The 16,137-nt window shown below is 42.1% G+C and carries 10 protein-coding genes; 8 read left to right on the top strand and 2 right to left on the bottom strand.

From position 1 onward, the window contains the following. Positions 1-89 precede the first annotated feature (89 nt). From OQX64_RS12625 to OQX64_RS12590, 8 genes are all read left to right on the top strand, one after another. On the top strand, positions 90-1,007 hold the full coding sequence (locus OQX64_RS12625) for a dihydrodipicolinate synthase family protein (protein ID WP_265819029.1): 918 nt from the start codon (positions 90-92) through the stop codon (positions 1,005-1,007). A gap of 11 nt (positions 1,008-1,018) precedes the next feature. Further along, positions 1,019-2,602 (top strand): aldehyde dehydrogenase (NADP(+)), encoded by a 1,584-nt coding sequence (locus OQX64_RS12620; RefSeq protein WP_265819028.1) that lies wholly within the window; start codon positions 1,019-1,021, stop codon positions 2,600-2,602. Next, complete coding sequence (locus OQX64_RS12615) at positions 2,599-3,600, top strand: 4-hydroxyproline epimerase (RefSeq protein ID WP_265819027.1); 1,002 nt, start codon at positions 2,599-2,601, stop codon at positions 3,598-3,600. Before OQX64_RS12620 ends, OQX64_RS12615 begins: the two co-directional genes overlap by 4 nt. A gap of 27 nt (positions 3,601-3,627) precedes the next feature. After that, complete coding sequence (locus tag OQX64_RS12610; protein ID WP_265819026.1) at positions 3,628-4,872, top strand: NAD(P)/FAD-dependent oxidoreductase; 1,245 nt, start codon at positions 3,628-3,630, stop codon at positions 4,870-4,872. A gap of 164 nt (positions 4,873-5,036) precedes the next feature. Further along, positions 5,037-5,939 (top strand): AraC family transcriptional regulator, encoded by a 903-nt coding sequence (locus tag OQX64_RS12605; protein WP_088303179.1) that lies wholly within the window; start codon positions 5,037-5,039, stop codon positions 5,937-5,939. Positions 5,940-6,153: 214 nt separating this feature from the next. After that, positions 6,154-7,563, top strand: coding sequence for an APC family permease (locus OQX64_RS12600; RefSeq protein WP_265819025.1), 1,410 nt, complete (start codon positions 6,154-6,156; stop codon positions 7,561-7,563). Between the two features lie 93 nt (positions 7,564-7,656). Then, positions 7,657-9,942 (top strand): S9 family peptidase, encoded by a 2,286-nt coding sequence (locus OQX64_RS12595; RefSeq protein ID WP_265819024.1) that lies wholly within the window; start codon positions 7,657-7,659, stop codon positions 9,940-9,942. 61 nt (positions 9,943-10,003) lie between these two features. After that, the gene (locus OQX64_RS12590; protein ID WP_265819023.1) at positions 10,004-13,528 is read left to right on the top strand and encodes a family 43 glycosylhydrolase; all 3,525 of its coding nucleotides are present in this window, start codon (positions 10,004-10,006) and stop codon (positions 13,526-13,528) included. 131 nt (positions 13,529-13,659) lie between these two features. Here OQX64_RS12590 and OQX64_RS12585 read toward each other — a convergent pair whose 3' ends face one another. Continuing rightward, the gene (locus OQX64_RS12585) at positions 13,660-14,595 is read right to left on the bottom strand and encodes a glycoside hydrolase (RefSeq protein WP_216359276.1); all 936 of its coding nucleotides are present in this window, start codon (positions 14,593-14,595) and stop codon (positions 13,660-13,662) included. 5 nt (positions 14,596-14,600) lie between these two features. After that, on the bottom strand, positions 14,601-16,037 hold the full coding sequence (locus OQX64_RS12580) for a POT family MFS transporter (protein WP_265819022.1): 1,437 nt from the start codon (positions 16,035-16,037) through the stop codon (positions 14,601-14,603). Positions 16,038-16,137: the final 100 nt, after the last annotated feature.

The following is a 16,137-nucleotide window of genomic DNA, read 5'->3' as shown; positions in this document are numbered from 1 at the left end:
AAGTTACATGCAGGCTTTGTTCTCTGGAATAACTCATCAAGCATCTCATAAATTTTTTGAAAAATATAATTATAAAAATTAATAGTAAAATGGCAATAAAATGGACAGGGGTTTTCCCGGCTGTAACGACAAAATTTACAGCAAATGATGAATTAGACTTCGCTGCTTTTGATGTAAACATCGAAGCCCAACTGGAAGCTGGTGCAAAGGGTATTATCCTTGGCGGATCACTTGGCGAAGCCAGTGTATTAACAGATGAAGAGAAATTCGGGTTATTATCCCACACTTTAGAAGTAGTAAACGGTCGTGTGCCTGTTCTGTTAAACATCTCAGAATCTACCACAAAAAAAGGAATTGAAGTAGCAAAAAAGGCAGAATCTCTTGGCGCGCAAGGCCTAATGTTATTGCCTCCAATGCGCTACAATGCATCGGCAGATGAAACATTGGCATTTTTCGGGGCCATTGCTGAAGCCACTTCATTGCCCATCATGATTTACAACAACCCTGTTGATTATAAAATTGAAGTAACCCTGGATATGTTTGAAGTACTGACCAAATATCCAAATGTACAGGCCATCAAAGAATCCACCAGGGATATTTCAAACGTAACCCGGTTAATCAACCGTTTTGGTGATCGTTTTAAAATTTTTACAGGTGTAGATCCATTAGCCATGGAAAGTATTGTAATGGGTGCCCATGGCTGGGTGGCCGGTCTTGTTGATGCTTTCCCAAAAGAAACTGTCGCTATTTTTAACCTGATTAAAGAAAACCGTATTCCGGAAGCATTAACCATTTACCGTTGGTTTTTGCCTGTGTTAGAATTGGATATTCATCCGAAACTTGTTCAGTACATTAAACTTGCTGAAGTAGCTACAGGTTTAGGTACGGAAGCGGTAAGAGCGCCACGTTTAGCACTTGAAGGCGCAGAAAGAGAAAAAGTATTAAAAATTATTAACGACGCATTAGCTGTTCGTCCGGAATTACCTGCAGGAAGCTGGGGTAAATAACACAATCAAATATGAACGGAAAAAATATAGTGGCCAGCGCTTATAAAGAAGCCGTTGAACTTAAGCTTAAAGCAGTAAATCCGGCAACGGGTTTATTGCTTGATGGTGAATTTTGTAAGGCCGGTGAACAGGAAATCAATGAGGCTTTGGTATTGGCTACCGAATCATTTGAAACCTATAGAAATATCCATAAAGATAAAAAAGCAGCATTTTTAAATGCCATTGCAGATGAAATTTCGGCTATTGGAGAAGATTTGGTGGCTCGTGCATCTGCAGAAAGTGGCTTGCCGTTACCCAGGTTACAAGGCGAGTTAGGCAGAACAACCGGCCAGCTAAGGCTTTTTGCCAACCTGGTAGCAGAAGGCTCATGGGTTGATGCAATTATTGATACGGCCTTGCCGGAAAGACAACCTCTGCCCCGATCAGATATTCGTCGGATGCTGATTCCGATGGGACCAGTCGTGGTATTTGGTGCCAGTAATTTTCCTCTGGCTTTTTCAGTAGCAGGTGGAGATACAGCTTCGGCCCTGGCTGCCGGCTGCCCAGTGGTGGTTAAAGCACACCCTGCACATTATGGTGCCAGTGCCCTAGTTGGTGAAGCCATTGTGAAGGCCGTAGAAAAAACAGGTATGCCAAAGGGTGTATTTTCTTTACTGTATGATGATGGCTATCAGGTAGGTGCGGCCCTGGTATTACATCCACTTACAAAAGCGGTAACTTTTACAGGCTCATACCATGGCGGAATGGCGCTGATTAATCTGGCGCAACAACGACCACAGCCTATACCGGTATTTGCTGAAATGGGAAGTATTAACCCTGTTATATTGCTGCCGGAGGCGATAGAAAATCAGGCGGAAGAACTCGCTAAAAAATATGCAGCATCCATTACGTTGGGAGCAGGGCAATTTTGCACCAATCCGGGTTTAATGTTGGCTATTGCATCTCCGGGGCTTGAAAAATTTAAACAAGCCATCGCTACCGCAATTTCAGTAGTTCCATCTGCAACTATGCTTACTGAAGGAATTGCGAAAAATTATACTAAACTTTCAGCGAACATCATTGCTGAAAATGGCATTGAATTACTTGCGGTTTCTGAAGTGAAAAATGAAGCATTACAAAACCAGTCTGAAGCGAAAGTGGCGCAGGTAGATGCAGCAGGTTTCATCAAAAATCCAAAATTACAGGAAGAAATCTTTGGACCATATTCACTTTTAGTGGTAGCGAAAGATCAACAAGAACTGGAAGACGTGATTGCTGTATTGCAGGGGCAACTTACGGTGACCTTAATGGCCGATAAAAATGAGCTTAGTCAATATCAGTCCCTCATTCATAAGCTAACAGCTAAAACAGGGCGTATTATTTTAAATGGTGTACCAACGGGTGTTGAAGTTTGTGCAGCGATGCAGCATGGCGGGCCATTCCCGGCAACAAACGACAGCCGGTTTACCTCAGTAGGTTCTACAGCACTTTATCGTTTTGTCAGACCACTGGCTTATCAGGATTGGGAGCAAGATCTTTTGCCAGATGAGTTGAAAGATGGGAACCCTTTGGGTATTTTTAGAATGGTAAACCAGCAATTGACGAAAGACTTATGAGTAAAACCTTTTTTTGTGTAGATGCGCATACCTGCGGAAACCCGGTAAGGCTAGTGGCAGGTGGCGGGCCACAGCTGGTGGGTGCCAATATGAGCGAAAAACGACAACACTTTTTAAGAGAATTTGATTGGATCAGAACAGGATTGATGTTTGAACCCCGCGGTCATGATATGATGTCTGGAAGTATTCTTTATCCGCCACATGATCCTCAGAATGATGTGGCTGTTCTCTTTATCGAAACCAGTGGTTGCCTGCCCATGTGTGGTCATGGAACCATCGGTACCATTACGATTGCGATAGAAGAAGGACTGATTCAGCCAAAAATTCCGGGTGTAATCAGAATGGAAGCGCCGGCAGGTTTGGTTCAGATTGAGTACCAGCAGGAAGGGAAAAAAGTAAAATCTGTTAAGTTAAAAAACGTAGCCTCTTATCTGGCTGCAGAAAATCTGGAAATTGAATGTCCGGATTTGGGAACGCTGACGTTTGATGTGGCTTACGGCGGGAATTTTTATGCCATTGTTGATCCGCAAACCAACTTCCTGGGTTTGGAAAATTATACGGCATCGCAGCTCATCACCTGGAGTCAGACAATCAGAAAGCGCATCAATGAGCAATATACTTTTGTTCATCCACAAGACGCTACCATTAATGGTTGCAGCCATGTATTGTGGACAGGTGCGACTTTAGATCCAACTTCAACCGCCAGAAATGCAGTTTTTTATGGAGATAAAGCCATTGATCGTTCACCCTGTGGTACAGGTACATCTGCCCGTATGGCCCAATGGCATGCAAAAGGAAAACTTAAAAAAGGAGAAGATTTTATCCATGAAAGTTTTATTGGCAGCAAGTTTACCGGAAGGGTAGAAGAAGAAATTGAACTGGATGGTTTTAAAGCCATTATTCCAAGTGTAGAAGGTTGGGCAAAAGTTTTCGGTTACAACACGATCAAGATAGATGCCGAAGATGATCCTTATGCGCACGGATTTCAGGTGATTTAGTAATTGTTTTTATAGAATAAAAGTATAATGTCGAAAGTATTAGTTATAGGAGGAGGAATTGTTGGACTCACGTCGGCATATTATCTTCAAAAAAAAGGATTTGAGGTAACTGTTCTGGATAAAGGCGATTTAAGCGATAATTGTTCCTTTGGAAACGCCGGCATGATTGTGCCCAGTCATTTTATTCCATTGGCGGCACCAGGAATGCTCAGCAAGGGTATCCGGTGGATGTTCAATAGTAAAAGTCCTTTTTACGTTCGCCCATCTTTAAATCCAAGCCTCATTGGCTGGGGACTGAAATTTATGAAACATGCAACTGAAAAGCATGTCGCGCAATCTGCAGAACCCCTCAGAGATTTATCCCTTTTAAGCAAAAAACTTTACGAAGATTTATCAAAAGAACCGGGTTTTAACTTTGAACTTACCAATAACGGTATCTTAGCTTTTTATAAAACGGAGCAAGCCGGTGAAGAAGAAGCGCATCTGGCTGATAAAGCCAAAGCACTTGGACTGGATATGGCTGTTTTAAGTGCTGCTGATTGTAAAGCACTACAGCCAGATTTAAATCTTGATGTACTGGGGGCTGTTCATTATCGTTGTGATGCCCACCTCTATCCGGGCAAACTCATGAATGCTTTACTGACTTATTTAAGGGGTAATGGCGTTTCTTTGGTGAGTGGAAAAGAAGTAGATAAGATCGAATTGGCCGGAAATAAAATTACGAAAGTGTTCACTGGTGCCACGGCATGGGAAGCAGATCAATATGTAATTGCTACAGGATCATGGTCTCCGGCTGTAGCCAAAATGGCTGATTTAAAAATTTCCTTAATGCCTGGTAAAGGTTATTCCTTTATGGAAGCGGAACCAAAGCAACGCTTAACCATTCCGGCTCTACTATGCGAGGCGAGGGTGGCCATTACGCCCATGAATGGTGGCATTCGATACGGCGGAACGATGGAGCTGGATAGCATTAACAACCGTATAAATATGCAAAGGGTTAAGGGGATTGTAGAATCTGTACCTCAATATTTCCCTGATCTGCATCCGGCACTTCCGGATAAAAAGGACATCTGGTATGGATTCAGACCCTCGTCACCTGATGGATTACCATACATTGGGCGAAGTACGCACAGAAAAAATTTAATTATTGCTACGGGTCATGGAATGATGGGCTTAAGTCTTGGACCGGCAACCGGTTTACTGGTCAGCCAGATCATTGCCGAAGAAAAGCTGCAAATGTCAGTAGAGCCGTTTTTAGTAAGCAGATCGTAATCTGTTTAAGCAGGCAATTTAATAATGTAAAATGATAGTGGTTGCGTTGATATTGTGTAGAATATTATCGCATTGTAGCAGGATTTTAACCTAACATAGGTTTTTTTTAATTTTTACAGTTAATATCCTTATCTTCAATCATCAACAAATAACCAACCAACCACATGAAAGTATTGCCATTTACCATGCTTGTGCCTGATGACAAGAGTGTTATTTCTGAGCACATTGAACTACCTTATTTTTATCAATATCTGCACAGGCACGACGAATGGCAGATTACTTACATTGAAAGAGGAGAAGGTACATTGATAGCCGGGAGTGATATGCACGCCTTCAGGCCCGGAGATATTTTTGTCATCGGCGCAAAGCTTCCGCACCTGTTTAAAAGCAACCCGGAATATTTTCAAAGTAAAAGTGAGCGGTCTGTGGCATCATATTCTGTTTACTTTAATTCAAATGGAAAATTAGGACCACTGTTTTCCCTTCCGGAAATGAAGCTAGCCAATGCTTTCTTAGCCAAAAACAAACATGGTTTTAAGGTACCTTTTATATATACCGAAGAAATTTTGGCTAAAATGATCGATGTTCAGGAGGCTTCCGGTACCGATCTGTTATTTGCCTTTGTTAAATTAATGGTCACGTTGCAATCTATCGGCGATGATACCATTCCTTTATGTTCTGATTTATATTCGTCAAATGTAAGTGAAAATGAAGGCATGCGTTTAAGCAAAATCATTGGCTACATTACCGAAAATTACAATAGCCAGATTACCCTGGAAGATGTCGCCAATGTTGCGTTTATGACACCACAGGCTTTCTGTCGTTATTTTAAGAAACATACCGGCCATACCTTTGTCTCTTTTTTAAATGAAGTCAGAATTAATGATGCCTGTAAAAGCCTGATTTCAGGAGCGAAAACAGATTGTATTTCTGGCGTAGCTTATAAAGCCGGTTTCAATAGCATCACCAATTTCAACAGGGTATTTAAAAGTATTATAGGCCAATCGCCAAGGGCTTATGTAGACAGCTATAATATGGTAAGCAGAGTGAGCTATATGGGAGCATAGTTGTTTTTGAAAAAGAAACCGTCATTCTGAATCTGATTGGGAACTCATATAAAAATAAAACTGCAAACCCTTTACCATCAATCTTAGGATTTTGGCCAGCGAAATCAAATTACCTCTCCAAACAATACGATTCTTAACATTTCAATCTTAAAATAGTTCTGGTTTTTAACCGGATGGGAGGAGTGTATCCTATTATTAATCTCAAAAAAATGCCATGGAACAAGAAAAAAGCCGCTTCAAACCCTCATTGAAATTGTTGGATGCCACCATGTTAGTGGCAGGTAGTATGATTGGATCAGGAATTTTTATTGTCAGTGCAGATATTACCCGAAATGTAGGAAGTGCCGGCTGGCTGCTGGTGGTTTGGTTAATTACCGGGTTTATGACGCTTACTGCGGCCTTAAGTTATGGTGAACTGAGTGCAATGTTTCCAAAGGCCGGAGGTCAGTATGTTTATTTAAAGGAAGCCTATAACCCACTCATCAGTTTTTTATATGGATGGAGTTTTTTCACAGTTATACAAACGGCAACCATAGCCGCAGTTGGTGTGGCATTTGCCAAATTTACAGCTTATTTATTGCCTGCGTTCAGTGAAGATTTAGTTGCTATAGATTTAGGCTTTTTCACCATTTCTCCTGCTCAATTGCTGGCTATAGGTGTTATCGTACTACTTACTTACGTAAACAGCAGAGGAGTTAATGCCGGGAAAGCTATTCAAACTACCTTTACCGTGGCCAAGTTGCTCAGTCTTTTTGGTCTGATTGTATTTGGTTTATTCTTTTTAGATAAAGGAATCTGGAAAGCAAACTGGGAAAACATGTGGCATTTAGGATCGTTAAATGCTGATGGAATAATCTCGCCATACACAACTCTAGCCGCTTTTGGTGCCATTGCCGCAGCCATGGTCGGGTCAATTTTTAGCAGCGATTCCTGGCACAATGTTACTTTCATTGCAGGTGAAATTAAAAATCCGGCACGCAATATTGGTTTAAGCCTGGCCTTAGGAACCATTATAGTAACTGTACTTTATCTTTTAACCAATGTAATGTACACTGGTGTGTTGAGCTTGCACGATATCGCCTATGCAGATAAAGATCGGGTGGCGGTTTCTGCAGCGAATCATATTTTCGGCACCGCCGGAACCATTACTATCGCAGTGATGATTATGGTTTCTACCTTTGGCTGTAATAATGGCCTGATCATGGCTGGTGCAAGGGTGTATTATTCCATGGGGAAAGATGGTCTGTTCTTTAAGAAAGTGGCCGAACTTAACAAGAACTCGGTTCCAGGCTTTGGCTTATGGATTCAATGTGTTTTTGCCTGCTTGTGGTGCCTCAGTGGGAAATATGGTGATCTGCTTGACATGATTTCATTTGTGGTGGTTGGATTTTATATGCTCACCATCTTTGGGATTTTCATTCTTCGTAAAAAACGTCCGGATGCGGCGCGGCCGTATAAAGCTTTTGGTTACCCGGTTTTGCCTGTTATTTATATTTTGATGGGTTTGGCTTTCTGTATGTTGCTCATCGTATTTAAACCAAAATTTACCTGGCCGGGCTTAATCATTACCCTGATTGGAATTCCAATCTACTATCTGATCAAGCGTCTTCATACCGCTAAATAAATATTAAGTCGGTTAAAATAATCATGTTATGTATTAAAATATAACGGGAAATTCTTTGCCTGTTAAATTATATTTACAGCTTAACCCTGCAAGATGAAAATGAATTTCCCGATTGGAAAAATGGCCTTCGCTTCTTTTTTTTCCTTCACTTCTTTAATTGTTCTGGCACAGCAAAAGCCTTATGCGCCAACTGCAGCAGACATTGTTGAGGCCTACCAAAGGGCCAGTCAACTGGATACCGCCATACGTAATGTTCCAACTAATAACGACATTGTTCCATTCTGGAAAAAGGATGGCACAGCTTTTTGGTATAAGAAAAACCTTCCAAATAAAAACTGGGAATATATTTATGTGGATGTGGCCAGTGGCAGTAGAAAATCTGCTTTCGATGCAGAACAACTTGCACAGAGGCTATCGGCTGTTAGTGGTCAAAAGCAATCGGCCATGCGGTTACCATTTTCAATGCTTTATTTCACTGATCAGCATACCTTAAAGCTGAAATCCCAAAATAAGTGGTATGAGGTAAATCTGGATGATTATAGCATCAAGCCTGCTACTGATACAGCGATTTTTAAATATAATTCAAAAATGCCTTTGCAGCGTAAATATTCGCGTTGGGAGGGAAGCAAAACTGTGCGCCAATCGCCTGACGGAAAAAGTGAAATAGAAGTTCGTGGGGGGAATTTGATCTTAATTGACGTGGCATCGAAAACTGAAACGCCAATAAGTAAGGATGGCACGGCTGATAAACCTTATGGAAATTTTGAGTGGTCGCCGGATGGAAAAACGGTGGTGGCTTATAAAACTGATCCGAAGGAAATTAAGAAAGTCCATTATGTTTTAAGTTCTGTTCCGGGAACCACCAGGGGAGCGTTAAAATCTCGTGAGTATGCGCAACCAGGAGATGATTTTACATCTTACCAGCCCTATATTTTTGATTTGAACACTAAAACTTCAAAGAAAGTAGATGTAGAAGCCACTGATTTTTTTAGTCCGCAGCCATTGCACTGGCGTAATAACCGATACTATACCTATGAAAAAGCAGATCGGGGGCATCAGCGGTTCAGGGTGATTGAGGTAGATGCATTAACCGGAAAAACAAGAAACATCATTGATGAAAAAACAAAAACATTCATTTACGAGAGCCGGATTTATACCCGTTATCTCCCAAAAACAAATGAAATTCTATATACCAGTGAGCAGGATGGCTGGCAGCACCTTTACCTTGTCAATGGCATTTCAGGTAAGCAACACCTTATCACCAAAGGCAATTGGGTAGTGCGTGATGTGGATAGTGTGGATATCATTAAACGCCAGGTTTGGTTTAGAGCCAGCGGTATGAATAAAGGTGAGGATCCCTATTTTATGCATTATTACAGAATTGGTTTCGACGGAAAGGGATTGGTTAACCTCACGCCAGAGGTAGGGAACCACAATGTCAGCTTTTCTCCTGATCGAAAATATTATCTCGATACTTATTCGCAGGTAAACATCCCGCCCGTAACCAAATTGAAGGTTACGGCAAGTACAAAACCGCTACAGGAAATTGAGCATGGTGATGTTACTCCATATTTAAATACGGGTGTAAAATTGCCAGAAGTTTTTGTCAGTAAGGGCCGTGATGGGGTGACCGATATCTGGGGAGTGGTTTGTAAGCCATCCCATATGGACCCCAATAAAACTTATCCCATTATCGAGAATATTTATGCGGGTCCGCAGGATAGCTTTGTGCCGAAGAGCTTTTTACCAGCCAGTGAAATGCAAAGCCTGGCAGAATTGGGTTTTATTGTTGTTCAGATTGATGGAATGGGAACAGCCAACCGCTCAAAAGCCTTCCATGATGTTTGCTGGCATAACCTGGCTGATGCAGGTTTCACAGACCGGATTTTATGGATGAAGGCCATGGCGAAAAAATATCCTAACGCCGATATCAATAAAATTGGTGTGTATGGAACGTCTGCCGGTGGACAGAATTCTACCGGTGCGTTACTCTTTCACCCCGAATTTTATAAGGCTGCGGTTTCTGCCTGTGGTTGCCATGATAATCGAATAGATAAACAATGGTGGAACGAACAATGGATGGGTTATCCGGTAGGTGAACATTATGACGCACAATCAAACATTACCAATGCGGCAAAACTTCAGGGCAATTTATTTCTGATTGTTGGCGAAGCCGATGAAAATGTTCCGCCAGAATCTACTTATCGCCTGGCTGATGCTTTGATTAAGGCCAATAAAGATTTTGATATTTTAAGCATTCCAGGGATGGGGCATAGTGATGGTGGCGTTTATGGCCGAAGGCGCAAAAGGGATTTCTTTATCAGGCATCTTTTAAAGGCTGAAACACCAAATGTAAACCTGGTTTCACCGGCAAAATAATGATCTGTACAGCTGTGTTGGGAGGCAAAGGATGTGTTGGTTTTTACATTAATTGATCATTATGAAAAACATTGTTCTAAACCTTTTGCTGTTATCCATTCTGAGCGGCTCTTTTAGTTTATCTGCTTTGGCACAAGCGCCACAGTTGAAAAAAGGAAATGGGAATCCGATTATTCCAGGTTATTTTGCAGATCCCACGGTAAAGAAATTTGGAGATACTTATTATATCTATGCAACTACAGATGGCAATGGCGGTGGTTTCGGGCCCTCGCAAGTCTGGACCTCGAAAGATTTTGTGAACTGGACCCTGCAGGATATGAACTGGCCGACTACCCATCATTACTGGGCGCCAGATGCTACTTTAGGTCCGGATGGAAAATATTACCTCTATTATTGCCAGCCCGTAGAAATCTTCGGTGCTTCATCTGCTTCACCAGTGGGGCCGTGGACTCCGCTATTGGCACCAGGCAAACCCATTGTTCCTAACTTTCTGGTGCCTAATGTCATTACACTTGATGGCCAGACTTTTAAAGATGATGATGGGAAATATTACATGTATTGGGGCACCTGGGGCATTTACCCGAACCATGGCTGTGGCGTTGGCTTGCTGAATGCAGACATGAAATCATTTGCAAAACTGGCTCAAATTCCCAATACAGATGCAAAAGATTTTTTCGAGGCACCATTTGTCTTTAAAAGAAAAGGGATTTATTACCTCACTTATTCATCTGGTTATTGTGAAGATGGAACTTACCGGGTGCAATATGCAACGGCAACAAATCCGATGGGGCCTTTCAAATATGCTGCTGAAAACCCAATTTTGGCAACCAATAATGATGGAACGGTGCATGGGCCAGGCCATCAGTCTGTATTACAGCAGGGTGAAGATTTTTATCTGATCTATCACCGGCACAACAATCCGCACAATGATGGCGGTTACCACAGGCAAGTGGCAGCCGATAAAATTATTTTTGACGAAAAGGGAAATATTCTAAAACTGATACCAACACATACGGGGATTGGTTATCTGGCAAAAAATGAAAATCCGCATGATAACCTTGCTTTAGGAAAAACAGTAACCGCATCATCTGTTTACGACCAGGATTTTAAAGCTGAGTATGCGGTGGACGATAACAAGGGAACGCTTTGGAAACCAAAAAACAACATTGGACCGGCCTGGTTGCAGATAGACCTGGGCAAGGTCATGAATGTTAGAAGTGTACATACCCAGTTTGAGTATGCCACCTGGTATTATCAGTATAAAATTGAATATTCTCTTGATGGCAAAACCTGGAAATGGTATGCTGATAAAAGCCGCAATACCCAACATGGAAGTCCGATGATTGATGTTGGAAACGTGAAGGCCAGGTATATACGCAATACCATTCTGCACACCGAATATCCCGGTTTAAACAAGGCTATCTGGAATGTTCAGGTTTTTGATGATGCCTCCTATCGACCTGTGATGAATACAGCAATTAAAAGGTGGGAATCTTTACAGCGCTTTGATTCGAGGGGTTTATTAATTGATTTGAATTTTAGCAAGCTCCGTATCGGTTCGGCCATTCAAAATATTCCAAATCCTGGGAAATCAGGCGGTACATTTTCTGCTTTAGGAACAGCGAAACCAATAGTTACGATGATAGATGGAAAGAAGGCCTTGCTGTTTTCTGGAAAAGAACGTTTATCTTCTTCAATTTTGGCCCCGCCATCTTTGCTGGGCAACAGCAGCTACACTGTAAGTATGTGGGTACTTAATCCGGAAATTGAAAAAGAAGAAACACTGGTTTCCTGGACAGATAGAAGCGGTGATGATCTTACAAATGTTTCTGTAGGTTATGGCTCCAGTAAAAATTCTGGTGCAGCGGTTCATTTGGGTTGGGCAGATTTAGGCTACAAAGTTGTTCCTCAAGCAAATCAATGGCACCACATGGTAATGGTTTTTGATGGAACGCTGGAGCGTATTTATGTGGATGGGAAACTGGATCGGGCTGCGCGAAGAATGCTTTTTATTAAAAAATTATCACACTTTCTGGTTGGTGGGAATGAAGATGGAACTGCAGGGTTTTCCGGAGCCCTCGCAGCACTGAAAGTTTATGATAAGCCCTTAAGTTTTGAAGAAATAACAACAGCTTACGCCAAAGGAACTGATAATCATGCAGTGGTTTATGCAGATGCGAAGAACCTTGATTATGGAAAGCTGAAGAAATGGAAAAACCATGGGAAGGCTTTAGGTGAACTGCACACCAAAGGCCTTTTGGAGGTAAAAGATGTGGCCGGGAAAGTTTCAGTTGTATTACATGATGGCGCACAGCTGCATTTGCCGGACGAAAGTACCAAAGCAGTGAATTTTACCAAACCATTCAGTGCTGTTTTTTCTATGATGTCAGCCAGCGGTTCGAAAGCCAGTTTTTATTTTGGAGCCGGAAAAAAGGTGGCCATTTTAGGCAATGGTAAATGGCAGCAAATCATCTTCAACTATTTACATGGAAAGTTTCAGGTTTTTGTCAACAGGAAACTCAATGCGCGTTTAGCTGATGCAAATATACAGAACAACCAGCAGCTGTTGCTGGAAACATCAGGCGGTCAGACAGCAATATCTTCCTTTTTCATTTATGATAAAGGTTTAGATGAGCTTTCCAGAAGAAATGCGTTCAACTTTTGGAAGCAAGGGCAAAGTGTCAGGAATTTAAAGGCAAGCTTTGCTTCAACTCCTGCGTTGGTTACACCTAATATGGTATATATGGTAGCTGACCGGCCGGAATTGCCCGGTAGTGTTTTTCAATATCTCTTCACCAATGTAGATCATGGTGTGGCCAAGTGGAATGATACTGCCGCCTTTATTGATTTTTCCGTGAAGCCGGAGCATAGTTATCAATATATGCTGAAGGTGAAAGATAATTTTGGAAATGTAACGGAACCTTCGTCCACCCTTACTGTAAAAACTGATTCCTCGCTATTGATCACTAAAAGGCAGAATGGAAATGCTCAATCAATTCCGGGATCAAAAGAAGGATTAACCGGGACATCATGGGATGGTTTCGTGGGGTCAGCAGATACACTTGTTCAGCAGGAAGGTGTGTTAAAAATGATCTCGCATAACACCGCCTGGGATGGTTCGGGTAATTCAGGCCCGTTTGCATACCTTAATTTAAAGGGAGATTTTGTTGCTGAAGTGAAACTTTCAGATCTCATTGGGCTTGCTAAAAAAAAAGCCTATGGTGCGAACGAGGCAGGAATCATGGTGAAACTACCGGAGACGAATCATAAACTTATTCAAAATGGTATTATGCCCGGTTGGGGCATTGGCAATATCATCACTGATCTGAGTACGAAAGGGCGGAGGCAGTTCAATAATCTTTCAGGATGGGATTTTTACAGCTACCTGCAAATCCAGCGGATTGGGAATACGTTTTTTATGCGGGGAAGCAGTGATGGAAGGAACTGGGTAAATCTTCCCGGAAGCCCTGTTAAACGTGATGATCTGGCGGCTGAGGTTTTGGAAGTTGGGGTTTATCATGCAACTTATGGTGATATTGCTGGCTATGGTGCTTTTAAAGGGTTTAAGGTTTTTCAGAAGAAGTAAATTTGAAATGAGACTTTTAGTCGTCATTGCGAGGAAAGGCTTTTTCAGCCGACGAAACAATCTATTTTGCAGGAGAGATTGCTGAATGCCCCGCACATATGCCGTTTGTGTAACTTGCTCAAAGTTATCACTCAATGCTTCACTGTCGGGCCGCCAAAAGGAATGTTCCTGCCATAATAAACGTCTGCAGGAATATGATGCCCGGCATATACCTGTGAAAGAATATGATACAGCGTTGGGTCATATGCCTTCAAATCATCAGGGGTTTGCACCCTGACTTTTCCATCGTTAAACTCATAATTCGACCAAAACCACCATTGACTACCCTCTGCCCAATACTCTGCAACGGTATTAATGGCATACTGATCTTTATACATGCCCTTTTTCCTTGCGGCTTGGTAGGCCACATCAATTTGCTTGTAAAGCTCCGGATCGGCTTTCCGCAAGGCCGACATGACATTGTGGCTCCACTCATGCACCATAATATTTTCGCCATAATACTTTGTTCCGGGGAAACCCAAAAGATTTTCTTCCGCGCAGGAAGTTTGAATCCCACCCATCCCGCGGGCACGCTGATTCCAGTACCCCTTGTCCGTTAAGCTTGCTATTCCACCGGGTTTGTTATAGTTTTCTTTTTCTGTTGGGGTAAGGCGCCCGTCGGTAAGTGCCGGTTTTTTCCAGTTGCTGTATTCAGGCAGATCAGTTTGCATTTCAGACCAGGCCATGATAGATAGGCGGGCTTTCATACTGATCATTGCACTGCGGATATCCGGCCTTTTTACCAGCATATAATTGATGATATCCCGGGCTACTAACAATGCCGCATCAGAAACCTTAGCCGATGAAACCACAGGAATCCCAAAGGCATCTGTATATTTTTCATAAAATTTTGGATAACCCAGTGAATCTGGCGGACGCGTAATCAACAGTTGCTCCAGGTTCGACGCCAGCGGTTTTACATCACTTTTTTGCTCCTGCGCATTGGTACTTAAGGTAAAAAGAAGTCCTGCGACGGTGAAGATTGCATAGGAGATGCATCTTTGTTTTTTACATAATTGAACAATCATATTTGCTAATTTAATTCAGGTTGAATAACTGGTATAACTTCGGTTTCCTGTCTTTCTTTAATCCTCGGCGAAACAAAGAAATACACCACAATAAAGATCCCGAGCAGGCCGATGAAAAACCAGTAATAATCTGCACCCTTAAACTGGGCAAAAAAACCACCGCTTGAGATGCTTCGGTTTACCAAAGCAGTGAAGAGATTTCCAAGGGCAGTGGTAAGTAACCAGATGGCAATCATGGTGCTTTTCATTGAATTACTGGCTTGTGTATAGGCATATTCTAATCCGGTAATAGAAACCAGAACCTCTGCCGCTGCTAGAACGGCATAAGCCAGAATCTGCCATACAATGGATGGACTTGCCCCTTTATCAATGCTGGTTTGGATCAATGCAATAATGGTAAAAGATACCGCCAAAAGCACTAAGCCGGCACCTATTCTCCTAAGCGGTGTTGTTTTTAACCCTTTTTTATCCAGAAATGGATAGAGCCAGTAATTAAATATGGGAATAAATAACAGCAGGAAAAATGGATTCACAGTTTGAATTTGTTCAGGAAGGAATTGAATACCGAGAATATGCCGGTCCATTTTAGTGGCCTGCAACACCCACTCCGACAAATTCTGATCCCACAGTGCCCAGAAAATCGGGATAAAAACAAATACCGCCAGTACATTATAAACCGTTTTGACATCTTCCACTTTCTGATGGTCGAATTTTTCTTTCGCTACATCCAGTAACGATTGTTTTTTCTTTTTTGACCGCCAGTTGATTAGCGCGTATACAGAGATGAACACAAAATTGTTTTTATTGACACCGGATGGCGGAACATTGACGTAAGTTTTTCTGCCCAGAAAGAAAATCACCGTGGCTAAAGCCATTAAAATTCCGGGGATTCCGAATGCCCATTTGGCACCATAACGGTCATAAACTAATGGGATGAGGATGGTGGACAATACAGATCCGGCGTTAATGCTAAAATAAAACCAACCATAAACTTTCGACATCAGGTGTTTGTTGCTTGCCGTAAACTGATCTCCAAGATTCGCCGAAACGCAAGATTTAATGCCTCCGGCACCAATGGCAATTAAAATTAAGCCATATTTAAATTTCTCCAGGTCGTGATCAAATAAAGCCAGACACAAATGCCCGATGCAGTACACCACGGATACATAGATAATTACCTTGTATTTCCCAAAGAACCAATCGGCCACCAGGCCGCCCACGAAGGGAAGTGCATAAGCCAGTGATACAAAAAAATGTGTGGTTTCATTGGCTTTGGCTTCTGCTGTAGCCTGCAAGGCCGCATTCATGGTAGGGTTAAAGAAATGGAACACCAGAAAGGTGGCAAGGATGGACCGCATGCCATAAAAGCTAAAGCGTTCAGCACCCTCATTGGCAATGATGTACCCAATACTTTTGGGGTAACTGCTTTTTTTCGATTCCATTTTATCCATATGCTAATTTGGTGTAAATCTGCCGGGCTATCTTTACTGATTTTCACCCTATAGTGCATGATCTTATCCTGTTTAAGATTGTGACGTAAAT

Origin of the sequence: Pedobacter sp. GR22-10, from assembly GCF_026239715.1 — a bacterium.
In the GTDB taxonomy this organism is placed as follows: domain Bacteria; phylum Bacteroidota; class Bacteroidia; order Sphingobacteriales; family Sphingobacteriaceae; genus Pedobacter.
This window is presented reverse-complemented; position numbering and strand designations above follow the sequence as displayed.

Excerpts from the sequence above, each read along its gene's own strand:
- OQX64_RS12600 (WP_265819025.1), top strand. The coding sequence starts at position 6,154 with ATGGAACAAGAAAAAAGCCGCTTCAAACCCTCATTGAAATTGTTGGAT.
- OQX64_RS12615 (WP_265819027.1), top strand. The coding sequence starts at position 2,599 with ATGAGTAAAACCTTTTTTTGTGTAGATGCGCATACCTGCGGAAACCCG.
- OQX64_RS12585 (WP_216359276.1), bottom strand. The coding sequence starts at position 14,595 with ATGATTGTTCAATTATGTAAAAAACAAAGATGCATCTCCTATGCAATC.
- OQX64_RS12610 (WP_265819026.1), top strand. The coding sequence starts at position 3,628 with ATGTCGAAAGTATTAGTTATAGGAGGAGGAATTGTTGGACTCACGTCG.
- OQX64_RS12605 (WP_088303179.1), top strand. The coding sequence starts at position 5,037 with ATGAAAGTATTGCCATTTACCATGCTTGTGCCTGATGACAAGAGTGTT.
- OQX64_RS12590 (WP_265819023.1), top strand. The coding sequence starts at position 10,004 with ATGAAAAACATTGTTCTAAACCTTTTGCTGTTATCCATTCTGAGCGGC.
- OQX64_RS12595 (WP_265819024.1), top strand. The coding sequence starts at position 7,657 with ATGAAAATGAATTTCCCGATTGGAAAAATGGCCTTCGCTTCTTTTTTT.
- OQX64_RS12580 (WP_265819022.1), bottom strand. The coding sequence starts at position 16,037 with ATGGAATCGAAAAAAAGCAGTTACCCCAAAAGTATTGGGTACATCATT.
- OQX64_RS12620 (WP_265819028.1), top strand. The coding sequence starts at position 1,019 with ATGAACGGAAAAAATATAGTGGCCAGCGCTTATAAAGAAGCCGTTGAA.
- OQX64_RS12625 (WP_265819029.1), top strand. The coding sequence starts at position 90 with ATGGCAATAAAATGGACAGGGGTTTTCCCGGCTGTAACGACAAAATTT.